Raw genomic sequence first — 22,190 nt, 5'->3', positions numbered from 1 at the left:
CGGTGTCGGTTCCGAGCGTGGCCTCAGCCGATGACGCCGGTGTGCTCCAGCACGATGTTCAGACCGATCAGGATCAGGACGACGCCACCCGCGATCTCCGCCGGCTTGCCGAAGCGGGCACCGACACGGCGACCGACCAGGACCCCGACGAACGACAGCACCGCGGTGGTGATCCCGATGAGCAGCACCGCGCCGCCGATCGAGACGGGCAGGAACGCCAGGGTGACGCCCACCGCCAGGGCGTCGATGCTGGTCGCGACCGCCAGTACGAGGAGCTCGCGGACCGGCAGCCGGTCGCTGTCCTGCTCGGTGTCCTCGTGCTTCGAGAACGCCTCCCACAGCATCTTCCCGCCGATCAGCGCGAGCAGCCCGAACGCGACCCAGTGGTCGAACGCCGCGATGTACTGCGCGAACGCCGACCCGAGCAGCCAGCCGAGCAACGGCATCACCGCCTGGAACACCCCGAACGTGAGCGCGATCACGATCGCGTGCCGCACGTCGAAGCGCTTCATGTGCAGGCCCTTGCCGAGGGCGACGGCGAAGGCGTCTGCGGAGACACCGAGCGCGATGAGGAAGAGGGCCCAGAAGGACATGGGGGTGGCGCCTTTCGAGACGGTCGGATGGAGACTCCGACGTCTCAGGACCTGACGATCCTGGCACGGTCCAGGGCACGAAAAGGCCTGATCAGCGGGATTCGTCGCCCCGAATCCGCGGGTTGGTGGGCCCGGTCCGCCAACCCGGCCCACGTTCTCGACGCGACCAGGAGACGGACTGGAGGCTCGTGGCGGGCACGGCCACGAGCCTCCAGTCCGGCAGTCAGTGCGTCAGGAACCGGCGGCCGCGTGCGCGGCCACCTGGCTGGCCGTCAGTTCGGTGCCGTAGACGGCGGCGTACCGCATCGACCCGGTGAAGTACGGGTTGTTCGTGGCACCCGGCCACCCGCTGACGACGTCGTAGCCGACGCGGAAGTACCCGGTGAAGTTCTCGGGGCTCTTGAAGGCCGCGTTCGACGTGACGAGCGTGCCGTCGACGTACAGGCGCATCCCGTTGGTGGGCGACATCGTGGCGACGGTGTGGTGCCAGGCGCCGTCGGTGTAGGCCTTCGGCGAGGTGAGGACCTGCGTGGCGCCGTTGTACGTGCCGAACGCGAGCTGGCCGCTGGTGGTCAGGTAGAGCTTCCGGTCGTGCTGGCTCGACGCTCCGGTCTGGCTGCTGCCGAAGCCGATGAGCATGCCGCCGGCGACCGTGGTGCGGAACCAGACCTCCTCGCTGAAGGTCGTGGGGTTGGCGTACGAGCGCGGGGTGGAGACGTAGCTCGTGGACCCGTTGAGCGCGTAGGCGCTCCCGCTGTCGCGGGGGCAGGCGTTCGGGCTCGGCGTGGTCGCGGTCATGGTGCCCTGGTAGGTGCCGTTCGCGCCACGACCGGACCAGTCGGTGGCCGTCTTCGATCCCGAAGCCTCGGTCAGGCGGTAAGCGAACAACGCGTTCGCGGTGTCGGCGCCGACGGCACCGGTGCACGTGAAGTACGGCGCGGTCGCCGCCGTGTTCGCGCTGTTGGTCACGCGGGCGGTGTACGCCGAGCGGGTCGGGGCGAACTGGTTCAGCAGGACGACGACGGCCAGAGCGACCACGAGGAGGACGGCGACGACGCGACCGTCGCGCAGGCGACGGAGGATCACGACGGACGCACCGCCTCGACGCGGCCGACCGCCAGGCACGCCACGAGCGGCACGAGGCACACGGCGAACAGGGCGACCCAACCCAGGGGGTCGAGGTCGATGTTCGACATGAGCTGGTAGTGCCCGTTCTTCGTCAGCTCGTGGATGACGACCTTGCCCATCTCGCCGTCGACCAGGTGGACGCTGTTGCCGCCGTGGGCGTCGACGCGGACCGGGAAGATCCCCGACGAGATCACGGTGGCCTCGACGCCGGTCGGGCTCGAGGTGTTCGTGATCGTCGTCACGTTGACGAACGGCTTGAACACGAACGCCGCGTACGAGACGGTGAGGGCGCTGCCCGCGATCCGCAGGCACGTGCGGGTCACCCGGTCGGTGAACGCGCTGGTCAGGGTCAGGATGATCAGCGTGCCGATGAGCAGGATCGGGGCGGCGCGGAGCAGCCAGCCGATGCGCGGGACCAGGAGCGCGGGGGTCCCGATCACGTCGGCCTGGGTGAGCGTCCACGGGTCGGTCGCGCCGTTGACGTCACCGCGGGTGTGGATGCCGCCGTCCGCGTCGATCGAGACGATGCGGTGCGTGTAGACGACGTCCGGGTTGGCGGAGGTCTCGAACGAGACGATGTCGCCGACGCTGAGCGTGGCGACGTCCACCGGCAGGTCGAGCACGAGGGTGCCGACCGGGGCGGCTTCGCCCATCGAGGGGGTCTCGACGACGAACCAGCGGCCGCCGGCGGAGAGGAACAGGACGGCGGCGGTGAGGAGCAGTGCGGCGATCGCGGCGACCGACCAGGCGAGGACCGTCTCGGAGCGGGTGACCTGACGGCCGCGGAGGACCGGGCGGTCGAGCATGCCGCTGAGCGGGATCGCTGCGGTCTGGCTCATGGGCTCTGCTCCGGGGTCGGGTCGGGTTCTTGCTGGGGTGGCGACGCTCGGCCGGAGGGGGGTCGGCCGAGCGTCGCCGGTCTGGGGGAAGGGTGATGGGGGTCGGATCAGGCCGTGAAGGTCCAGGTCATCGGGACCGAGGCGGCGAGGCCCTGGTAGGTGTTGCCCGCCGAGGAGTCGAGGGTCACGGCGAAGTTGAACGGGACGCTCGCGCCGGCGGCCGGGGCCTGCGGCATCGTGAAGGCCGACGCCGCCGCACCCTTGAAGCTGGCGAGGGTGCCGCTGAACACCGTGGTCGAACCGGAGGTGACGACGAGGTTCATCTTGGCGCAGAGGTCGGTCGCGGTGCCGTTGGCCGAGCCGTTCGCCGACTGGGTGCACGTGGCGCCCGGGTTCAGCGTGAACGTGCTGGCGTTCGCGGTGCCGGTGTTCTTGATCGAGATCGCGGTGTTGACCGTGTTGCCCGGGGTCATCGTCGTGCTGCCGCCGAACTTGTTGATCGTCGAGCAGGTCGCCGAGTTCGTCGAGACCGAGCCGCCGTCGGTGCTGAGGCAGGTGACGGTCGCGCCGGCGTTCTGCTCCTGCATGATCAGCGTGCCGCTGCCGGCGGTGTTGCTGCTGTTGGTGATGCTCGCGGCGAACCCGGAGAGGGTGCCGGTGAGCGAGAGGGAGAGCAGGACGGCGGCGAAGATACCCGCGAGGAGCGCCACGGGGGCGAAGCGGATCCGCTTCAGTGCGGAGGTGCGGAGCTTGGTGGACACGGGGTACCTCTTCGTTCGGTGGTGGTTGCAGGAAGTTGGGGGAAGCAAGGCGTTCGGGCTGCTTTGCTTCAATGGTTAAGATAGTCACTGATTCACCAAGTTGACCACTCGTATACTTACCCCAGTGCGGGGGACGCTCCTTGTCCCCCGGTCCCCGACACGGAAGAAGGCCCTCGTGGCAGCAGTACCGAACGACGACGACGCGGCCGATCTCATGGCCGCGTTCACCGCCGTCGTGCGTGCGAACGCGAGCCTGGTGAGTCAGCTGAGCGCTCGTGCGGGCGTGCACGAGAACGCCCTCCGCGCCCTGGTCCTCATCAGTGACACCGGGTACTCCACGCCGACCGAGGTCGCCGGGTACCTGGGGCTGACCTCGGGCGCGGTGACGAACATGATCGACCGGATGAGCACCGCCGGCCTGCTCGAGCGGGCACCGAACCCGGCGGATCGCCGCGGCTCACTGCTGCGGCTGCTGCCCCCGGGGCATGTCGTCGTGTCGGACTACCAGGAGCGGTACACAGCGATGCTCCGGGCCGTCGACGGGGCGCACAAGGGCGAACTGCACGAGGTGCTGAACGACCTGGCGACGAGTCTGTACGAACAGGCTGCCGCCGCGTCCTGATCTCGCTCGCGGGGACCGCGCGTCTACCTGGTGGGGATCGCCCGTTCCTCCGTCGAGGTGAGGCCGGCACGGCGTTCCCGAGCCGTCCCGCGGGCACGCTCGTCCTCGAGCACCCGCACCACGGTTTCCCGGAGGGGTCGTGTCACTCCGCCGGCGTCCGTGAACGCCACCGCGGAGCGCTGCGCGAACCCGCCCTCCGACACCGGGATCCACAGGGGGAGTGATCGCGGTCCGGCCCAGTAGGCCACGTCGTGTGCAAGCAGGACGTCGTCGTCGACCGTGACCAGCTCGTCGTCGAACCCGGTGACCTCGGCCACGCACCGGAAGAACTCCTGCATCGGCGTCGGAGCGCCCACGGCGTTGACCGTGCCGACGAACCCGTCGCTCCCGGCACGGACGAGCCAGGCGGCGAGGCCTGCGACGTCGATCACCTGGACGAACCGCTCCGCCGTCGTCGGCACCAGCACCGGCCCACGGCGGTCGAGGCGTGCCGGCCAGTACCCGAACCGGTCACTCGGGTCGCCGGGGCCGACGATCAGCCCCGGGCGTGCGATGAGCAGCCGTGACCCGAGCCGGAGCCGCGTCATGCGCTCGGCGAGGACCTTCGCGTCGGCGTACTCGGACGGGTCCTTCGGCTCCACCAGCCGGGCGGACTCGTCGGCGCCCGGTTCGTCGTTGTCCGCGTACACCGAGACCGTCGACACCAGGGTCCAGTGCGCGGCCCGGTCGGCGAGGGCGTCGAGCGCCGGGGCGACGAGTTCGGGGGCGCTGGCGAGCTCGATGACGTCGTCCCAGTCGCCAGTGGCCTGTTCGTACGCGCCGGCCAGGGCTCGATCCGCCTGGACGAAGCGCGCTCCCTCGGGAACGTTGCCGGTCGTGCCCCGGGCGAGGCAGGTGACGTCGGCACCCTCGGCCAACAGCTCGTCGACGACCGTTCGCCCGAGCCAACCGGTTCCGCCGAGTACCAGGACGCGTCGCACGCGCTGCGTCATCAGACGGGCTGGAGGGGTCGTCGTTCACCGTCGGGGAGCTCGACCCGGATGCGATCGCCCGGCCGGACCGTGCCGCCGGTGAGCACGACGCTCATCACCCCGCCCTTGCGCTCGACCGTGCCGTCCTCGGCGCGCCCCAACACGGCACGGAGGAGCCCCGGCTCGAAGCCGTTGATCTGCTGGCAAGGGTTCCGCAGGCCCGTGACCTGCACGGAGGCGTCGTCGCCGAGGTGCAGCACTGCACCCTCGGGCAGCCCGAGCAGGTCGATGCCACTGGTCGTGACGTTCTCGCCCATCTGTCCCGGTTCGACGCTGAACCCGGCTTCGGCGACCTCGTCGAACAGCTCGGCGTGCAGCAGGTGGACCTGGCGGAGGTTCGGCTGCGACGGGTCACGCGCGACCCGGGAGCGGTGCTGCACGGTCGTGCCGGCGTGGGCATCACCCTCGATGCCCCACCCGGCAACGAGCGTCACCGCGTCGACCAACGGCTTGCTGAACCGGTGCTCGCCGTCCTTGCTCACCGCGACCACGCGCGGCTGGTCCGTGTCGTCCCCGCTCATGGGGCCGATTCTGCCCCATGGTCACGGTCGCGTGAGTGCAGCGTCCGTCAGTGGCGCTCGCGCGGGCCGGTTCAGCGGCGCTTGCGCAACGCGTTCGTCGCCCACAGTGAGACGGCGATGAGCACGGGCTGGAACAGCAGGCGGACGAAGCGCTTGGTGTCGGTGTCCAGGCCGAACCCGTCGCGGTGGTGCATCCACTGCGCGATGTTGCCGGGGAAGACCGCGAGGAAGAACACCGCGACGACCCAACCGACCGTCACCTGACGCCGAGCCAGGAGCACCAGCGCAGCCCCGAGGGAGATCTCCACCACGCCGGAGGCGATCACCGTGACGTCGGTCGGCAGCGGCACGAACTTCGGCACCTGCGCCTGGAACTCCTCGCGGGCCACGGTCAGGTGGCTGATGCCGGCCCAGGTGAGCAGCGCGCCGAACAGGATGCGGACGATGGTCCGGGGGCGGGTGGAACGGACTGCGGGGGTGCGGGTTGCCATCGGGGTGGTGCCTTTCACGGTCGTGGTGGGGTTCGGTGGAGTGGGGGCCGAGGTCAGCGGCTGCGGCTGCGGAGGACGCCGCGTCGGCGTCCGGCCTCGAACGTGATCGCGGCAGCGACGGAACCGAGCGTGAGGATCCGGGCGACCGGACGGCCGCGGGTCGAGGTGAGCAGCCGCAGCACGCCGGCGAGTGTGAGTGCGGCAGCACCGCCGGTCGTGCTCGTCACCGAGCCGTCTTCGCGGTCGATCACGAACCGGGTCCCACCGAGGGCCGTCGCCGCGACGGCGGAGCCGGTGCCGACCAGGTCGCTCCCCGGGGCACGGCGGACCGCTGCGGTGGCGAGTCCGAGCCCGGACAGGACTTCCAGGGCTGGGATGCCGAGTGCGTGTGGGGCGCCCGGCTCGAATCCACGTCGCTGCATCTGCTGGGCTCGAGCGCGCAGCGGGGTGCGGCGAACCGTGGCGATGCCGTGCCCGGCGAGCAGGCCACCGGTGACGAGGTCGATCCAGCTGGTGAGTTTCACGTTGTGCTCCATTAGGTTGTGCACAACCTAACACGTCGATGCCGAAGACGGTCAGAGGGCCAGTAGGTTCGTCTGGTGCCATCACGAGTGTCCGGGTTCGCCGGCGACCTCCGCCTCCGCCTGACGATCGCCTCGCTCGTCCTGATCGCCGCGCTCTACCAGTGCTTCTGGAACCTAGCCGGCTCGAACATCACCGGTGACGAGAACATCTACCTGCGGAGCGGGTGGCAGTACGTCCACGGCGACTTCACCGCGAACCGCGAACACCCGCCGACGGCCAAGTACCTGTTCGGGCTCGTGCAGCTCCTCACCGGGCAGGGTCCGATCGGCCCGCGGGTCCTCGTCGGCGTGCTCACCTTCGCGGTCGGCGTGGTCCTGTACCTGTGGCTGCGTCGCGAGATCGGGTACTGGGGTGCCCTGCTGGCGGCGTCGCTGTGGTGGCTGACTCCGCGTGGTGGTGCGGGTGCCCGCGTCGACCGGCTCGCCCTGCTCGACCCGGTGATGACGGCCTTCGCCGTGTTCGCGATCGTCGCCGCGTGGTGGTGGATCCGCAGCGAGCGGGCCTGGTGGCTCGCTCCCGTTTCCGGCGTGCTCATGGCTGCTTCGGTCACGTCCAAGCTGTCGACCATCGTGCTGCTCCCGGCGTTCCTGCTGCTCCCGGTCCTGTTCAAGGTCTGGCGGAAGGGCGTCGTCGGCGGCGTGCTGTGGGTCGCCGCCTTCACGGTCACGTTCGTCGCCCTGTACGTCCCGATGGGCATCCGTTCGGCGATCCAGTACATGGTCGCGTTCCAGGAGGGGCAGAACACCAACGGGCACCCGATCACGATCGACGGGCAGATCTACACGTTCGCACCGTGGTGGGCGAGCTTCCGGTTCTTGCTCGACGGCACCGGCAAGGGGATGCTCGTCGTCCTCGCGATCGGGGTGCTCGCTGCCCTGGTGGTGCGGGCGGACCGCCTGGTCGCGTACGTCGGCGCATCCCTGGTGCTGCTCGTCGTGTTCTACGTCGTCGTGGCCAAGATCGCGCTGCCGACCTACTACACCGCGTGGATGCCGTTCCTGCTGGTCCTCGCCGCCATCGGCTTCGCACGCCTCGCCACCGTCCCCCCGAGGGCCCTGACCGTCCCGGTCGTGCTGGTCCTCGCCGCGACGCTCGTCGTCCCCTCGTTCCGGGTGAGCCAGGCCGTCGCGCGGGCGCACCCGACCGGGATCGCGCTGTTGCCCGGGTACCTCGAGGACCACGATGTGCCCGAGGGTCGGATCCTGTTCGTGTCGGCGACTCCCACGCTCTTCCTGCCGTACGTCGGCGACCACGGCACCAACCGACTCGACCGTGGCCCCTACGTCGCCATCGTCGTCGGACGCGACCAGCGGCTCCCCGCACCGGAGGCCGTGACCACGCTGCTGCAGGATGACGCCTCGTCCTTCACCACGGGCAGGCTCGACGGCCTGCGCGTGTGGGTCCCGAAGGACGGCCGCATCCGCGAGGACGACGGGGCCCTCACGATCGCCCGCTAGTCGACGCGACGTCGGCGAGGCGTCGCGCGCCCATGCGCCTACTGCGGCATGTCGACGAACCGCGAGAACATCCCGTGGAACGCCACGGTGATGGTGTCCGTCGGTCCGTTACGGTGCTTCGCCACGATCAGGTCCGCCTCACCCTGACGCGGGTTGTCCTTCTCGTACGCCGACTCACGGTGCAGCAGGATGACCATGTCAGCGTCCTGCTCGATGGAGCCGGACTCACGGAGGTCGGAGATCGCCGGCTTCTTGTCGGCACGCTGCTCCGGACCACGGTTCAGCTGCGACAGGGCGATGACCGGGACCTGGAGCTCCTTGGCCATCAGCTTCAGGGCACGCGAGAACTCGGAGACCTCTTGCTGGCGGCTCTCGACCTTCTTGCCCGAGGTCATCAGCTGCAGGTAGTCGATGACCACGAGCTTCAGGTTGTGCTGCTGCTTGAGTCGACGGCACTTGGCACGGATCTCGACGAGGGTCATGTTGGGGGAGTCGTCGATGAAGAACGGGGCGTCGTTGATGCGACCGCGGGTCTGCGCGATGGTGGTCCAGTCGCGGGAGTCCACCGTGCCCTTGCGCATGTTCTGCAGCGGCACGCTGGTCTCGGCGGAGAGCAGACGCATGGCGATCTCGGCGCGACCCATCTCGAGCGAGAAGAAGGCGGCGGTCTGGTCGTGCTTGATCGCGGCGGCGCGGCACAGGTCGAGCGCCAGCGTCGACTTACCGAGGGCCGGTCGGGCAGCGACGATGATGAGCTGTCCGGGGTGGAAGCCGTTCGTCAGGCCGTCGAGCTGCGCGAACCCGGTCGGCACGCCGGTCATCTGGCCGTCGCGGCCCTTGGCGGCCTCGATCTCGTCGAGCGCGGCCGAGATGGCGTCGGTCAGCGGGACGTAGTCCTCGGTCTGCACACCACCGGCGACGTTGTAGACCTCGGCCTGCGCGCTGTTGACGAGGTCGGTGACCTCACCCTCGGACGCGTACCCCATCTGGACGATGCGGGTGCCGGCGTCCACCAGGCGGCGGAGCACCGCCTTCTCGGCGACGATGCCGGCGTAGTAGCCGGCGTTCGCGGCGGTGGGCACCATGCTCGTGACGCTGTGCAGGTACTCGGCTCCGCCGGCGCGGGACAGCAGCCCGGTCTTGGTCAGCTCGTCGGTGACGGCGATGACGTCGGTGGGTTCACCGTGCGAGTAGAGCGACAGGATCGCGTCGAAGATGACCTCGTGCTTGGGGACGTAGAAGTCCACGCCACGGGCGGTCTCGATGACGTCGGCGACGGCGTCCTTCGACAGGAGCATGCCACCGATGGTCGACTGCTCCGCGAGCATGTCGTGCGGCGGGGTGCGTTCCATGCCGCGCTCCGCGTAGTCCTGCGGTGCGGGCTCAAGATGTGCGATCGACACACGCTCTCCTCTGTTGACGACACGGACCTGGACCGGCGGGACAGCACCCACCGGCCGGAACCCGCACCCCTGTTTCTACCCCCGGCAACCGACATCCCCGAGTCGCTGGGCCAACGTACGGCCCCAGAGTTATCCCCAACAAACGGCCCTGTGGATAACTCTGTGGAGAGCCTGCGGAACACGCCGGAGCGCTGTGTGGAGAACTGTGGACGGACCTGTGGAAAAAGACACGTGCGAACACACTTTCGACCACTTGACCTGGGGTTTTCTGTTGCACACGGTGTGTGGAAAAGTGGGGTTCAAGTACCCCTTAAAGGTTCCGATTTGACACGTTTCCACTGTGTAAAACGACTTGACAAGGACCCCTCCTGTGGGAAGAGTTCTCGGCCTGTTCCCAGCCAGCGCGACCCCGTCTGAACCGTAACCAGCCAGCCCGAGTCGAGCCGCGCCTCCAGGCCCGTGACCATGTCGGCGACAGCCGTGGGACAAGCCGCGCGACCGCCCCCGGAACGCAACGACGGGCGGGCCTCCCTGAGGAGACCCGCCCGTCGTGGAGCGGAACGTCAGTGCTACTTGGCAGCGACGACCTTGAGCGAGATCACGGCAGTGATGTCCTCGCGCAGGCGCACGGTGGCCTCGTGGTCACCGACGGTCTTGATGGTCGCGGGGACCTCGACCTTGCGCTTGTCGAGCGAGCCGACGCCCTGCGCCTGGACGGCGTCAGCGACGTCGCCCGGACGGACGGAGCCGAACAGACGACCGTCCTTGCCGGCCTTGACCGACAGGGTGATGGTCGCGTTCTCGAGCTTCATCTTGAGGTCCTGTGCCTCTTCGATGGTGGCGAGCTCGCGCGCGGTACGCGCGGCACGGATCGACTCGACCTGCTTCTCGCCGCCCTTGGACCACGCGACAGCGAAGCCCTGGGGGATGAGGTAGTTGCGGGCGTAGCCGTTCTTGACGTCGACGACGTCACCAGCGGAACCGAGGCCGGAGACCTCGTGGGTGAGGATGAGCTTCGACATGTGTCGACCTCCGATCAGCGGCCGGAGCCGGCGTAGGGGAGGAGCGCCATCTCACGGGCGTTCTTCACGGCACGGGCGATGAGGCGCTGCTCCTGGACGGAGACGCCGGTGATGCGACGGGCGCGGATCTTTCCACGCTCCGAGATGAACTTGCGAAGGGTCGCAACGTCCTTGTAGTCGATGACGCCGACCTTGATCGACTTCGCGGGAGCAGCGTTCTTGCCGCCCTTGCCGCGAGGCTTCCGGCGGTCGCCGGTGCTCTTTCCAGCCATAGTGATTTGTCCTTAGAAGAAAAGTTGTGTGTCCGTCGGAACGCTGAGGATCAGAACGGGGTCTCGTCGTCGAAGTTGCCGCCGGGGGTGCTCCACACGTCGTTCGACTGTGCGTTGCCGCCACCCTGCTGGCCGCCCTGGGGAGACCAGGGCGCGTCCGACTGACCGCCACCGTTGTTGTTCCAGTTGCCGCCGCCGTTGCCCGCGGGGGCGCTGCCGCCACCGCCGACCTGGCCACGACCGCCGCCACTGCCACCCGCTGCGCGGGTGATCTGTGCGGTCGCGTAGCGGAGCGACGGGCCGATCTCGTCGACCTCGAGCTCGATGCTCGTGCGCTGCTGGCCCTCACGGTCCTGGTAGGAACGCTGACGCAGACGACCCTGCGCGATGACGCGCGAGCCCTTCGTCAGCGACCCCGCCACGTGCTCGGCGAACTCGCGCCACACACTCGCGCGGAGGAACAGCGCATCGCCGTCCTTCCACTCGTTCGCCTGACGGTCGAACGTGCGAGGGGTCGACGCGATGGTGAAGTTCGCCACGGCGAGCCCGTTCTGCGTGTAGCGCAGCTCGGGGTCCGCGGTGAGGTTGCCCACCACCGTGATGACGGTTTCGCCGGCCACGGGTTACTCGGCGCTCGCGGTCGCGGTTGCGGAGGCGTTGGCGGCCTTGCGGGCCGCGCGAGCCTCGTCACGCTGCTTCTGGGCGGCGACCTGCGCGATGCCCTCTTCAGCGCGGAGGACCTTCGTGCGGAGCACGGCCTCGGAGAGACCGAGCTGACGGTCGAGCTCCTTGGCGGCCTCGGGCGACGACGTGAAGTCGACGACGGCGTAGATGCCCTCGGACTTCTTCGCGATCTCGTAAGCGAGCCGGCGACGGCCCCAGACGTCCACGTTGTCGACGGTGCCACCCGCGTTGCGGATCACGGCCAGGAACTTGTCCAGGCTGGGAGCGACGGTGCGCTCATCGATCTCGGGGTCGAGGATCGCCATCAGTTCGTACTGGTGCATGCGGAACCCACCTCCTCTGGTCTCAGCGGCCCCGGGCGGTTCCCGGGGCAGGAGGGTTGATGCATGTGCCCCAGACCACGCAGGTGCGCGAGGGGCAACCTGGGTAGCCTACCGGACTGCCTGGAGGCGCGCCACCGGCCTGTGGAGAGCGGTCCCGCCCGTCAGGCGGTCGCGTCTCAGGCGCCGCGTCGCCTCGGGCGCTGGTGTCGCCTCAGGCGCTGGTGTCGCCTCGGGTGCTCCACCACTCGCGCAGGCGCTCCTCGGCCGTCTCCGGTCCGAGGGGCCCTTCGTCCATCCGGGCCTCGAGCAGGAACCGGTAGGCCTCGCCCACGGCACGCCCCGGCGGGATGTCGAGGATCCGCATGATGTCGTCGCCGGTCAGGTCCGGACGGATCGACTCCAGCTCCTCCTGCTTGGACAGGACCTCGATGCGGTCCTCGAGGTCGTCGTAGGCGAACGCCAGCCGGTCGGCCTTGCGGCGGTTGCGGGTGGTGACGTCCGATCGAGTGAGTTCGTGCAGCCGTTCGAGCTGCGGTCCGGCGTCGCGGACGTAGCGGCGGACGGCGGAGTCCGTCCAGGCGCCCTCGGTGTACCCGAAGAAGCGCAGGTGCAGCTCGATCAGGCGGGACACCGCGGCGATGGTGTCGTTGTCGAAGCGGAGCGCACGGAGTCGCTTCTTCGCCATCTTCGAACCGACCAGGTCGTGGTGGTGGAAGCTCACGGCGCCGCCGGGCTCGAGCTTGCGCGTCGCGGGCTTGCCGATGTCGTGCAGCAGCGCCGCGAGCCGGAGCACGGTGTCCGGGGGATCGCCGGCGTGCCGCTCGGCCTCGTACCCGATGGCCTGCTCGAGCACGGTGAGGGAGTGCTCGTAGACGTCCTTGTGGTGGTGGTGCTCGTCGACCTCGAGCCGCATCTCGGGCAGCTCGGGCATGAACCGCTCGGCGAGGCCGGTGTCGACGAGCAGCCGGAGGCCGGGGACCGGGTCGTCCGTGTTGAGCAGCTTGACGAGCTCGTCGCGGACCCGCTCGGCAGACACGATGTCGATCGACGCGACGAGGTCCTGCATCGCGGCCCGCACGTCATCGTCGACGGTGAAGCCGAGCTGGGACGTGAACCGTGCCGCGCGCATCATCCGCAGGGGGTCGTCGCGGAACGAGACGACCGCGGTCTGGGGCGTCCGGAGCCGTGCGGCGAGCAGGTCCTCGACGCCACCGTGCACGTCGACGAGCTCGCGGTCCGGCAGCCGCAGGGCCATCGCGTTGACGGTGAAGTCGCGACGGAGCAGGTCGTCCTCGATGGTGTCGCCGAACGCGACCTCGGGCTTGCGGGTCTCGCCGTCGTAGACGTCGCTGCGGTACGTGGTGATCTCGACCTGCTCGCCGGCGACCCGTGCGGCGATGGTGCCGAACTGGCGACCGACGTCCCAGGTGGCACTCGCGATGGGCTCGACGATGCGCAGGATCTCGTCCGGCCGGGCGTCGGTGGTGAAGTCCAGATCGGTCACCGGACGGCCGAGGAACGCGTCACGGACGGGGCCGCCGACGAGGGCGAGTTCGTGTCCGGCGTCGGCGAAGGCCCGAGCGAGGAGGTCGACGGGCTCGGTGGTGGCGAGTGCGTCGAGTCGTTCGACGGCCTGGGCAACGGACTGCATGACGGTGCTCATCCTCCCAGATCGAGGCCCCGAGTTCTCCACAAGCCGCGCGCGCACGGGACCTGTTCATGGTCGCGCCTCATACACTCGTGCTCGGCCCGAACCGACCCCGTGGCCCGCTCCCCGTATGCAGATGCTCCGCACCACGCTCGCCGCAGCCGCGTCGACCCTCGTCGCGCTCGGCCTGGTCGTCGCGCCCGTCGCCACCGATCACGCCTCGGCCGCCACGGTGTCCGCAGCCAAGAGCCACGTCGCCGATCCGGCCGCCGCAGACGCGGGCAAGGCGACCATCTCGATCGCCCCCGCGAACCGTGGCGTCGTCCAGCGCGACCAGGACCTCACCCTGTCGGTCACCGTCACGAACGACACCGACGCGGCACTGCCGGCCGGCACCGCGGAGTTCGACATCTTCCGCTCGGTGAGCACGCGCGAAGTCCTGGCGAGCTGGCTCAGCGACACCACCACAACCGGTTACCTCGGCGCCCCGATGGACTCCGTGGACATCCCGGCGATCCCGGCGCACCGTTCGATCACCATCGACTCGGTCGAGATCGTCTCCGGCAACGTGGCACTCGGCGGGTACTCCTCGTTCGGCGCCCGCCGCATCGCGGCCGAGTACACGGCGGGCGACGCCTTCGCCGTCGACCGCTCCGCCATCACCTGGTACCCGGACTTCGAACAGGCCCCGGTCAGCGTCTCCGTCGCGATGCCGATCACCGTGCCGAAGTCGACCGACGGCATTCTCACCGCCCCCGTGCTGGCCGCGGCGACCTCGGTCGACGGCACGCTCACGCAGCAGCTCGACGCCGCCGAGGACCACAACGTCGCCGTGGCGGTGGACCCGCGGATCATCGCCTCGATCCGGATCCTCGGCGACAACGCCCCGTCGAGCGCGATCACCTGGCTGCAGCGTCTCGAAGCACTGCGCAACGAGACCTTCGCGCTGCCCTACGCCGACGCCGACGTCACCGGCCTGCGCCAGGCCGGGTCCGACGGCATCCTGTCGCCGATCTCCCTCGACCAGTCCGTCAAGTCCGAGAACTTCCCCGGCGCCGAGACCCCGGCACCGACACCGACGGCCACGCCGGGGCAGACCTCGTCGCCGGCCCCCACCGAGGCCTCGAGCGACGGCACCACGACCGACGACGGTGCCGACCAGGCGCAGGAGACGCTGCCGACCACGGAGTCCCTGCTCGACTTCCCGTACTCGATGGACTCGATCGCCTGGCCGACCGAGGGCACGGTGTCCTCCGCCGACCTGCCCACCCTCGAGCGTGCCGGCACGAAGACCACCATCGTCTCGAGCGGCAACACCTCGGCCGGCGCGGACACCACCATCACCGCGTCCGAGAAGATCGGCGACGACCACGTGCTCGTCTCCGACCAGACGATGTCGTCGATGCTCCGCCGGGCCGCCGCCGCCACCGACCGGCAGACCTGGTCGTCGACGATGTCCGAGCTCACCGCGACACTGGCGACCTCGGCCCGTGCCGCCACCGCCACGGGACCGATCCTGCTGACCCTCGGGCGCGAGTGGCCGTCCGACTCCACCCGGCTCAGCCAGGCGCTGGACGCCCTCGAGAGCACCGCCTGGGTCGCCCCGGCCGACCTCTCCACCGCCTCGAAGGCCGTCGCCGGGTCGCTCACGCTCGCCAGCGCGTCCACCGGCGAGGCCCGCATCGACCAGCTGCAGCGACTCGTGCGGGGGGAACAGGGGCTCTCCGCGTTCGCGACGATCCTCGGCGACCCGAACCAGCTGACCGCCCCGGCCCGGCTCCGTCTGCTCGCGCTCGCCTCGAACGCGTGGCGCGACGACGACCAGGGGCTCGCCGCCGCGGTGGAGGCCCGCACGGCCGCCTGGGCGAAGAGCACCACCGAGGTCGGGATCGTCGACTCGAGCAGCCTCACCCTGCTCGGCGACCGGTCCTCCCTGCCGGTGTCCATCCGCAACAGCTCCGCCTACCCGGTCACGGTGCACCTGTCCGTGCAGCCGTCCAACTCGGCGCTGCGGGTCGTCCGCAACGACATCGTCGTCGAGATCCAGCCCGACTCCTCCACCCGTGCCACCGTCCCCGTGCAGTCGGTCGCGAACGGCAAGGTCGAGCTGACGATGTCGCTCTCGAGCCCGACCGGCGTCGCCGTGGCCCAGCCCGCGACCGTCGAGCTGAACGTGCAGGCGCAGTGGGAGACGGTCATCACCGCGGCCGCTGCGATCGCCCTGATCGGCATCTTCGGCTTCGGCATCTTCCGCAGCATCCGCAAGCGCATCCGCCGCCGCAACGGTGAACTCGACGACGAGGACGACGACGACCCGAACCGCCCCCTTGCGGTCCAGCCGACGGTCGAGGGCGCGCAGGCGTCCACCACCCGGCCTGGAGGCACGGATCGCCGCTCCGGAGCGGCCCCCGCACCCAGCGTGGCCGCGTCCACGGCCGGCGCGGCCACCGGAGTGGCGGCCGCGGCGGTGGACCAAGGCCCCCTGCAGGACGCCATCGCGCGCGCCGGAGCCGAGCCGAGCCTCCCGTCCGACGCCGCACGCAACACCGTCGCGGACGACCGCGACCCCGAGGAGCCGACCATCAGCACCAGCCAGCCCCAGCCCGACGTCGACGCCGAGCCGGTCGCCGAGCGCAGCCTCGGCCGGGCGAGCGCGATGCTGGCCGCCGGCACGATGGTGAGCCGCATCCTCGGCTTCGCGAAGACCTTCGTGCTGGCGTACGCGATCGGGCAGAACGCGAGCCCGTCGGCCAACGCCTTCGCCGTCGCGAACCAGCTGCCGAACAACATCTACGCCCTCATCGCGGGCGGTCTGCTGTCGGCCGTGCTCATCCCGCAGATCGTGCGCGCGATGAAGACCGGCACGGACGGCGGGCAGGCGTACGTCAACAAGATCGTGACGCTCGGTGGTTCCGTGTTCATCGTCATCACGATCGTGGCGACGGCAATCGCGCCGCTCCTCGTCCGGCTGTACACGACGTCGTCCGACAGCCGAGGTCCAGCCGCCACCGACCTCGCCATCGCGTTCGCCTTCTGGTGCCTGCCGCAGATCCTCTTCTACGCGATGTACTCCCTGCTCGGCGAGGTCCTCAACGCGAAGCAGGTCTTCGGCCCGTTCACGTGGGCACCACTGCTGAACAACGTCATCGCGATCGCTGGCCTCATCGTCTTCATCGCGCTGTTCGGCAGCGGGCACAGCGACGTCGGTGAGTGGACGCCGATCAAGATCGCTGTCCTCGCGGGCAGCGCGTCCCTCGGCGTCTTCGCCCAGGCGGCGTTCCTGCCCTTCTTCTGGAAGCGCGCCGGCTTGTCGTTCCGACCGGACTTCCGCTGGCGCGGGGTCGGTCTCAAGTCCACGGGCACCGCCGCCGGTTGGCTCTTCGCGATGATCCTCGTGACCCAGATCGCCGGGATCGTGCAGTCTGCGGTCGCCTGGAAGGGTCAGGACGACGGGCCTGGAAACGCCGTGCTCGGCAACGCGTGGCTCATCTTCATGCTCCCGCACTCGATCATCACGGTCTCCATCGCGACGGCGTACTTCACCCGCATGAGCCACGACGCCGAACGCGGCGACCTCGACGCGGTCCGCCGCAACCTGTCGCTGTCACTGCGCATCGTCGGGCTCTTCACTGTCTTCGCCTCGGTCGCGCTGATCGTCGTCGCAGTCCCGTTCGGCCGCCTGTACGAGGGCACGTTCGAGAGCGCCCTGCAGGTCGGTGCCGTGCTCGTCGCCTACATGCCTGGTCTCGTCCTGTTCAGCATGCTGTTCGTCATCCAGCGTGTCTTCTGGGCGATGCACGACCACCGCACCCCGTTCCTCATGCAGTGCATCCAGTCGGTGCTCTTCGTCATCGGGGCCCTGGCGGTCTCGACGTTCCCCACCTCGATCATCGGCATCGGGGTCGCCGCCTGCACCACCATCGCGGGGTCGGCGCAGACGATCGTCGCACTCGTGCTCGTCCGCAAGCGGCTCGAGAGCATCGAGGGTCCGGTCATCACCCGGTCGCACGTCCAGTTCGTGATCGCCGCGTTGATCTCCGGCGTCGTCGGGCTCCTCGTCGTGAACTTCTTCGGCGCGTTCTCGGAGGCCGGGTTCGCGATGTCCGACCGCACCGGTGCCCTCATCACGATCATCCTCACCGGCGCCGCGATGGTCGCCGTGTACTTCGGAGCCCTCGTCGTCGCGAAGAACGGCGAGATCGGCAACGCCGTCCGGATGCTCCGCAGCAAGCTCGGCCGCTGATACCTGCCGGGCACCGCACGCTCACGGGGCGTGTGGAATGCCTCGCCGGTACGATGGGTTGACCCGGTCAGACGCAACGGAAGGGCAATCAGGCATGCGCCAGCTCATCATCATCGGTTCCGGCCCGGCCGGGTTCACTGCCGGCATCTACGCAGCGCGCGCAGAGCTCAAGCCGCTCATCGTCGCCTCCAGTGTCGAGACGGGCGGTGAACTCACCAAGACGACCGAGGTCGAGAACTTCCCGGGCTTCCCCGAGGGGATCCAGGGCCCCGACCTCATGATCAAGATGCAGGAACAGGCCGAGAAGTTCGGTGCCGAGGTCCTGTACGACGACGCCGTCTCCGTCGACCTCACCGGCAAGGTCAAGAAGGTCACCGTCGGCTCCGGCGAGACGTACGAGGCCCTCGCGGTCATCTACGCCACCGGCTCGGCCTACCGTCACCTCGGGCTCCCCGACGAAGAGCGCCTGTCCGGCCACGGTGTCTCGTGGTGCGCGACGTGCGACGGCTTCTTCTTCCGACAGAAGAACATCGCCGTCGTCGGTGGTGGCGACTCCGCGATGGAAGAGGCGACGTTCCTCACCCGCTTCGCCGACAAGGTGACGGTCATCCACCGCAAGGACTCCCTGCGTGCGTCGAAGATCATGCAGGACCGCGCGATGAACGACCCGAAGATCGAGTTCGCGTGGAACAAGGAGGTCACCGGTATCACGGGTGACTCCGCGGTCGAGGGCGTCACGCTCAAGGACACCGTGACGGGCGAGGAGTCCGAGCTCGCGCTGGACGGCCTGTTCATCGCGATCGGCAACGACCCGCGCACGCACCTGATCCACGGCCAGATCGACATCGCGCCCGAGGGCACGATCGCCGTCCAGGGCCGTTCGTCGAAGACCAACCTGCCGGGTGTCTTCGCCGCCGGTGACGTCATCGACCCGTCCTACCGTCAGGCCATCACGGCTGCTGGTTCGGGCACGGTCGCCGCGCTCGACGCCGAGAAGTACCTCGCCGAGCTCGACGACGCACTGACGGACGAGGCCGAGGGCGTCGCCCCGACCGAGCCCGCCATGGTCGACGTCATCGCCGCACGGGCCTGACCCGCCTCGGAATACCACGACGGCATCGCCGTTGTACCCCCTGAACGACTTCTCGAAGGAGCACACATGTCCAACGCCAAGGCTGTCACCGACGCCACCTTCTCGGACGAGGTCCTCAAGTCCGACAAGACGATCCTCGTCGACTTCTGGGCCGAGTGGTGTGGCCCGTGTCGCGCCGTCTCGCCGATCCTCGACCAGATCGCCGAAGAGCACGCCGGCAAGATCGAGATCGTGAAGCTCAACGTGGACGACAACCCCCAGTCGGCCATGAACTACCAGATCACGTCGATCCCGGCGATGAAGGTCTTCAAGGGCGGCGAGGTCGTCAAGACCGTCATCGGTGCCAAGCCGAAGCCCGCGCTCGAGGCCGACCTCGCCGAGTTCCTCGCGTAGGTCGCCCCACCCGAACGGCCCCGCTCTCCCCGGAGAGCGGGGCCGTTCTCGTCCGGAGCCACCGGATGACGATCGGCCCCGTCGCGGAACCCTGGTTCCCCGGGCCGATGTCGTAGTGTGGCGGGAATGTCCCACTGAACGGAGCACTCGATGACGAACGGCAACAGCCTCGACCCCTGGTACGACTCCTACGCCCAGCGCACCGCCGGGCTGAGCGCCTCCGAGGTCCGAGCCCTGTTCGCCGTCGCCTCGCGCCCCGAAGTGGTCTCGCTGGCCGGCGGCATGCCGTTCGTCTCCGCGCTCCCCAGAGAGCTCGTCACGGGCTCCCTGGACCGTGTCATGAACGAGCACTCCGCCATGGCGCTCCAGTACGGCGGCGGACAGGGCCTGCGGTCCCTCCGCGAGCACATCGTGGACGTCATGAGCCTCGAGGGCATCCGTGCCAGCGCCGAGGACGTCGTGGTCACCACGGGCTCGCAGCACGCCCTCGACCTCGTCACACGGCTCTTCATCGATCCGGGTGACGTCGTGCTCGCCGAGTCGCCGTCGTACGTCGGCGCGATCGGGGTCTTCCGGTCGTACCAGGCCGAGACGGTGCACGTGACGACGGACGAGCTCGGTCTCGTCCCCGAGGCGCTGCGCGAGGCGATCGCGAACCTCCGCACCCAGGGCAAGCGGATCAAGTTCCTCTACACGATCCCGAACTTCCACAACCCCGCCGGCGTCACCATGAGCCGCGAGCGCCGCATCGAGGTGCTCGACATCTGCCGGTCGAACAACATCCTCGTGCTCGAAGACAACCCGTACGGGCTCCTCTGGTTCGACGAGCCGGCGCCGCAGGCGATCCGATCGATCGACGAAGAGGGCGTGGTGTACCTCGGCTCCTTCTCGAAGACCCTCGCACCGGGCTTCCGCGTCGGCTGGGCACTCGCGCCGCACGCCATCCGCGAGAAGCTCGTGCTCGCCAACGAGTCGGCCGTGCTCGCGCCGAACTCCTTCGGCCAGTACGTCGTGAACGCGTACCTCGACGCGGCGGACTGGAAGGGCCAGGTCGACACCTTCCGGGGCATCTACGCCGAGCGTCGTGACGCCATGCTGTCCGCACTGGGGGAGTTCCTGCCCGACCTGTCCTGGACGAAGCCGAACGGCGGCTTCTTCGTGTGGCTGACCCTGCCCGAGTCGCTCGACTCCAAGGGCATGCTGCCGCGCGCGGTCAAGGAGCTCGTGGCCTACACACCCGGCACGGCCTTCTACGCGGACGGACGCGGTGGCGGACACATCCGCCTGTCGTTCTGCTACCCGACGCCGGAGCAGATCCGGGTGGGCGTCAAGCGTCTCGCCAACGTCGTCAACGACGAACTCGAACTCATCGAGACGTTCGGCCCGACGACCCGCCCGAACACCGTGGTCCGCGAGACGTCCTCCGTCAGCGCACCGCCCCCGAACATCTCCTGATCAGCGCTTTTCCTCAGTGCTGATCGCACAGCACCGCAGTTCCACACCGGAGGACCCCGCATGGCCGAGCTCACCCGTCGTCACGTCGTCGTCGTCGCCGGAGGCATCTCGCACGAACGCGATGTCTCCCTCCGCTCCGGTCGTCGGGTCGCCGACTCACTGACCGGCTACGGCTGGCAGGTCGACCTGCGCGACGCCGACGCGATGCTCCTGCCGGCTCTCACCGAATCACGCCCGGACGTCGTGTGGCCGGCCCTGCACGGCGCCTCCGGCGAGGACGGTGCCCTGCGGGGCATCCTGGAGGCCGTGGACATCCCGTTCGTCGGCTCACGTTCGACGTCGGCCCGGTTGGCATGGGACAAGCCCACGGCGTCAGCACTGGTCGCCCGCGCCGGCGTCCGTACCCCTCGTTCGGTGACGCTCTCCCACGACGTGTTCCGCGAGCTCGGCGCTGTCGGTGTCCTCGAGGCCATCGCGACCGAGCACCCGGTACCGCTCGCCGTGAAGCCGGCGCGCGGCGGAAGTGCGCAGGGCGTGACCCTCGTCGATGACGTCAAGGACCTGCCCCGGGCCATGGTGACGGCGTACACGTACTGCGACGACGTCGTGGTCGAGCAGCTCATCCGTGGCACCGAGGTCGCCGTGGGGATCATCGACACCGGCGACGGCCCCGTGGCGCTCTCCGCCGTGGAGATCGTGCCGCGCAACGGTATCTACGGCTTCGAAGCGCGCTACAACGCGGGGGAGACGACCTTCTACACCCCCGCACGACTGTCCGATGAGTTCGCCGGAGCAGCCGCGGAGGCTGCGGTGGCCGCGCACGTAGCTCTGGGACTCCGGCATCTGTCCCGCGTCGACCTGATCATCGACGGGGCCGGCACACCCTGGTTCCTTGAGGCGAACGTGCTCCCCGGGCTCACCGAGACGTCACTGCTGCCGCAGGCGCTGTCCGCGTCCGGGTTCGACCTCGGCTGGACCTACGCCGAGCTCGCCGAGCAGGCCATCCGGGACCACCGCGCCTGACCCTGCAGCCGATGTTCCACGTGGAACACCGGCACGTGCTCTTTACCTGCCCCTCGAACGGGCCGGGATGTTCCACGTGGAACGACGGCATTGAGTGACTTCCCTGCTTCGCGAGGCGAGGTGTTTCACGTGGAACATCTCGCCATGAGGATCCTCACTCAGCGCCGGTGTTGGCGCCCGGCGCGTTCGGCGGGCCCGGAGGCGCCCGAACCGCGTGAACAAACGATCGGAGAGGCCTTGACGTCAATCTCCACGTTTCGCTACCGCACGCCCTTGTTCGCAAGCATCGAAGCTTCGACTCCCTCAACTGGCAATCCGACGTAGCGCGTCGGATCGTCCGCTCTGCGGTAGCGGCTGGCGGAACGCGATCCCTCGAGAGCGAACTCACGGAACCTCGGGTCGACCGCTCGGAAGAACGTCCCTCGGATCGCTGGTATGAAGGGCGAGCCGATGGTGGTCACGTCGCCACCATCTCACCTGAGGACAACCACCCCCACTGCTGGAGCAGCCGCGTCGGTCACGCTGTGTTGCCACCAGAGCTGCCGGATTGAGTCGCAGGTGCGCCCACCCCAGCCCGACCGTCGCAGGGGCTCACAGCGCCGC

At 69.2% G+C, this 22,190-nt stretch carries 21 protein-coding genes; 7 read left to right on the top strand and 14 right to left on the bottom strand.

Annotated elements, in window-relative coordinates:
- Positions 1 to 23: 23 nt before the first annotated feature.
- The 4 genes from DEJ01_RS02610 to DEJ01_RS02595 all read right to left on the bottom strand — a co-directional run bounded on the left by DEJ01_RS02610 (position 24) and on the right by DEJ01_RS02595 (position 3,321).
- Positions 24 to 593, bottom strand: a complete 570-nt coding sequence (locus DEJ01_RS02610) for a manganese efflux pump MntP family protein (RefSeq protein WP_111092129.1) — start codon at positions 591 to 593, stop codon at positions 24 to 26.
- Between the two features lie 231 nt (positions 594 to 824).
- On the bottom strand, positions 825 to 1,679 hold the full coding sequence (locus tag DEJ01_RS02605; protein WP_111045715.1) for a LamG domain-containing protein: 855 nt from the start codon (positions 1,677 to 1,679) through the stop codon (positions 825 to 827).
- On the bottom strand, positions 1,676 to 2,560 hold the full coding sequence (locus tag DEJ01_RS02600; RefSeq protein ID WP_071404113.1) for a S26 family signal peptidase: 885 nt from the start codon (positions 2,558 to 2,560) through the stop codon (positions 1,676 to 1,678). Before DEJ01_RS02600 ends, DEJ01_RS02605 begins: the two co-directional genes overlap by 4 nt.
- Positions 2,561 to 2,667: 107 nt before the next feature.
- Entirely contained in the window at positions 2,668 to 3,321 is a 654-nt protein-coding gene (locus tag DEJ01_RS02595; protein WP_027466885.1) for a hypothetical protein, read from the bottom strand.
- Between the two features lie 175 nt (positions 3,322 to 3,496).
- Here DEJ01_RS02595 and DEJ01_RS02590 point away from each other — a divergent pair, with 175 nt between their 5' ends.
- Positions 3,497 to 3,943: a MarR family winged helix-turn-helix transcriptional regulator gene (locus DEJ01_RS02590; RefSeq protein WP_284173938.1), complete on the top strand. Its 447-nt coding sequence runs from the start codon at positions 3,497 to 3,499 to the stop codon at positions 3,941 to 3,943.
- A 23-nt stretch (positions 3,944 to 3,966) separates the two neighbouring features.
- Here DEJ01_RS02590 and DEJ01_RS02585 read toward each other — a convergent pair whose 3' ends face one another.
- The 4 genes from DEJ01_RS02585 to DEJ01_RS02570 form a co-directional block, all read right to left on the bottom strand.
- Positions 3,967 to 4,923 carry an NAD-dependent epimerase/dehydratase family protein gene (locus DEJ01_RS02585; protein ID WP_258375626.1) on the bottom strand — a complete coding sequence of 319 codons (957 nt, stop codon included), beginning with the start codon at positions 4,921 to 4,923 and terminating at the stop codon, positions 3,967 to 3,969.
- 11 nt (positions 4,924 to 4,934) lie between these two features.
- A complete protein-coding gene (locus DEJ01_RS02580; RefSeq protein WP_111092127.1) occupies positions 4,935 to 5,495 on the bottom strand; it encodes an MOSC domain-containing protein in 561 nt (186 codons plus the stop codon).
- A 71-nt stretch (positions 5,496 to 5,566) separates the two neighbouring features.
- On the bottom strand, positions 5,567 to 5,986 hold the full coding sequence (locus DEJ01_RS02575) for a MauE/DoxX family redox-associated membrane protein (protein WP_111092126.1): 420 nt from the start codon (positions 5,984 to 5,986) through the stop codon (positions 5,567 to 5,569).
- A gap of 53 nt (positions 5,987 to 6,039) precedes the next feature.
- Entirely contained in the window at positions 6,040 to 6,510 is a 471-nt protein-coding gene (locus DEJ01_RS02570) for a hypothetical protein (RefSeq protein WP_146247543.1), read from the bottom strand.
- A gap of 75 nt (positions 6,511 to 6,585) precedes the next feature.
- Between DEJ01_RS02570 and DEJ01_RS02565 the strand changes: the two genes are divergently transcribed.
- On the top strand, positions 6,586 to 8,028 hold the full coding sequence (locus tag DEJ01_RS02565; RefSeq protein WP_181438340.1) for a glycosyltransferase family 39 protein: 1,443 nt from the start codon (positions 6,586 to 6,588) through the stop codon (positions 8,026 to 8,028).
- A 38-nt stretch (positions 8,029 to 8,066) separates the two neighbouring features.
- Here DEJ01_RS02565 and dnaB read toward each other — a convergent pair whose 3' ends face one another.
- The 6 genes from dnaB to DEJ01_RS02535 all read right to left on the bottom strand — a co-directional run bounded on the left by dnaB (position 8,067) and on the right by DEJ01_RS02535 (position 13,383).
- On the bottom strand, positions 8,067 to 9,431 hold the full coding sequence (gene dnaB / locus DEJ01_RS02560; RefSeq protein ID WP_031260130.1) for a replicative DNA helicase: 1,365 nt from the start codon (positions 9,429 to 9,431) through the stop codon (positions 8,067 to 8,069).
- A gap of 569 nt (positions 9,432 to 10,000) precedes the next feature.
- Complete coding sequence (rplI, locus tag DEJ01_RS02555; RefSeq protein ID WP_027466901.1) at positions 10,001 to 10,453, bottom strand: 50S ribosomal protein L9; 453 nt, start codon at positions 10,451 to 10,453, stop codon at positions 10,001 to 10,003.
- Positions 10,454 to 10,467: 14 nt separating this feature from the next.
- Positions 10,468 to 10,725 (bottom strand): 30S ribosomal protein S18, encoded by a 258-nt coding sequence (gene rpsR, locus DEJ01_RS02550; protein WP_017887834.1) that lies wholly within the window; start codon positions 10,723 to 10,725, stop codon positions 10,468 to 10,470.
- Positions 10,726 to 10,775: 50 nt separating this feature from the next.
- Positions 10,776 to 11,345: a single-stranded DNA-binding protein gene (locus DEJ01_RS02545; RefSeq protein WP_111038694.1), complete on the bottom strand. Its 570-nt coding sequence runs from the start codon at positions 11,343 to 11,345 to the stop codon at positions 10,776 to 10,778.
- A 3-nt stretch (positions 11,346 to 11,348) separates the two neighbouring features.
- Complete coding sequence (gene rpsF, locus DEJ01_RS02540) at positions 11,349 to 11,732, bottom strand: 30S ribosomal protein S6 (RefSeq protein ID WP_027466903.1); 384 nt, start codon at positions 11,730 to 11,732, stop codon at positions 11,349 to 11,351.
- 211 nt (positions 11,733 to 11,943) lie between these two features.
- Positions 11,944 to 13,383 (bottom strand): CCA tRNA nucleotidyltransferase, encoded by a 1,440-nt coding sequence (locus tag DEJ01_RS02535; RefSeq protein ID WP_111092252.1) that lies wholly within the window; start codon positions 13,381 to 13,383, stop codon positions 11,944 to 11,946.
- A 133-nt stretch (positions 13,384 to 13,516) separates the two neighbouring features.
- Here DEJ01_RS02535 and DEJ01_RS18285 point away from each other — a divergent pair, with 133 nt between their 5' ends.
- The 5 genes from DEJ01_RS18285 (at position 13,517) to DEJ01_RS02510 (ending at position 21,587) form a co-directional block, all read left to right on the top strand.
- Entirely contained in the window at positions 13,517 to 17,623 is a 4,107-nt protein-coding gene (locus DEJ01_RS18285) for a DUF6049 family protein (protein WP_220038662.1), read from the top strand.
- Positions 17,624 to 17,717: 94 nt separating this feature from the next.
- A complete protein-coding gene (gene trxB, locus DEJ01_RS02525) occupies positions 17,718 to 18,716 on the top strand; it encodes a thioredoxin-disulfide reductase (protein WP_071404123.1) in 999 nt (332 codons plus the stop codon).
- Between the two features lie 66 nt (positions 18,717 to 18,782).
- Positions 18,783 to 19,109, top strand: coding sequence for a thioredoxin (gene trxA, locus DEJ01_RS02520; protein WP_017887828.1), 327 nt, complete (start codon positions 18,783 to 18,785; stop codon positions 19,107 to 19,109).
- 150 nt (positions 19,110 to 19,259) lie between these two features.
- The gene (locus DEJ01_RS02515) at positions 19,260 to 20,564 is read left to right on the top strand and encodes a PLP-dependent aminotransferase family protein (RefSeq protein WP_071404124.1); all 1,305 of its coding nucleotides are present in this window, start codon (positions 19,260 to 19,262) and stop codon (positions 20,562 to 20,564) included.
- Positions 20,565 to 20,624: 60 nt separating this feature from the next.
- A complete protein-coding gene (locus DEJ01_RS02510; RefSeq protein ID WP_071404125.1) occupies positions 20,625 to 21,587 on the top strand; it encodes a D-alanine--D-alanine ligase in 963 nt (320 codons plus the stop codon).
- Positions 21,588 to 22,190: the final 603 nt, after the last annotated feature.

The sequence above is a fragment of the Curtobacterium sp. MCLR17_040 genome, from assembly GCF_003234735.1.
Lineage (GTDB): Bacteria > Actinomycetota > Actinomycetes > Actinomycetales > Microbacteriaceae > Curtobacterium > Curtobacterium flaccumfaciens.
Note: the sequence above shows the minus strand (reverse complement) of the source record. Positions and strands in the feature narration are given on the sequence as shown.

Excerpts from the sequence above, each read along its gene's own strand:
- DEJ01_RS02610 (WP_111092129.1), bottom strand. The coding sequence starts at position 593 with ATGTCCTTCTGGGCCCTCTTCCTCATCGCGCTCGGTGTCTCCGCAGAC.
- DEJ01_RS02580 (WP_111092127.1), bottom strand. The coding sequence starts at position 5,495 with ATGAGCGGGGACGACACGGACCAGCCGCGCGTGGTCGCGGTGAGCAAG.
- DEJ01_RS02600 (WP_071404113.1), bottom strand. The coding sequence starts at position 2,560 with ATGAGCCAGACCGCAGCGATCCCGCTCAGCGGCATGCTCGACCGCCCG.
- DEJ01_RS02535 (WP_111092252.1), bottom strand. The coding sequence starts at position 13,383 with ATGCAGTCCGTTGCCCAGGCCGTCGAACGACTCGACGCACTCGCCACC.
- DEJ01_RS18285 (WP_220038662.1), top strand. The coding sequence starts at position 13,517 with ATGCTCCGCACCACGCTCGCCGCAGCCGCGTCGACCCTCGTCGCGCTC.
- DEJ01_RS02575 (WP_111092126.1), bottom strand. The coding sequence starts at position 5,986 with ATGGCAACCCGCACCCCCGCAGTCCGTTCCACCCGCCCCCGGACCATC.
- rpsF (WP_027466903.1), bottom strand. The coding sequence starts at position 11,732 with ATGCACCAGTACGAACTGATGGCGATCCTCGACCCCGAGATCGATGAG.
- rpsR (WP_017887834.1), bottom strand. The coding sequence starts at position 10,725 with ATGGCTGGAAAGAGCACCGGCGACCGCCGGAAGCCTCGCGGCAAGGGC.
- DEJ01_RS02515 (WP_071404124.1), top strand. The coding sequence starts at position 19,260 with ATGACGAACGGCAACAGCCTCGACCCCTGGTACGACTCCTACGCCCAG.
- rplI (WP_027466901.1), bottom strand. The coding sequence starts at position 10,453 with ATGTCGAAGCTCATCCTCACCCACGAGGTCTCCGGCCTCGGTTCCGCT.
- trxB (WP_071404123.1), top strand. The coding sequence starts at position 17,718 with ATGCGCCAGCTCATCATCATCGGTTCCGGCCCGGCCGGGTTCACTGCC.
- DEJ01_RS02510 (WP_071404125.1), top strand. The coding sequence starts at position 20,625 with ATGGCCGAGCTCACCCGTCGTCACGTCGTCGTCGTCGCCGGAGGCATC.
- trxA (WP_017887828.1), top strand. The coding sequence starts at position 18,783 with ATGTCCAACGCCAAGGCTGTCACCGACGCCACCTTCTCGGACGAGGTC.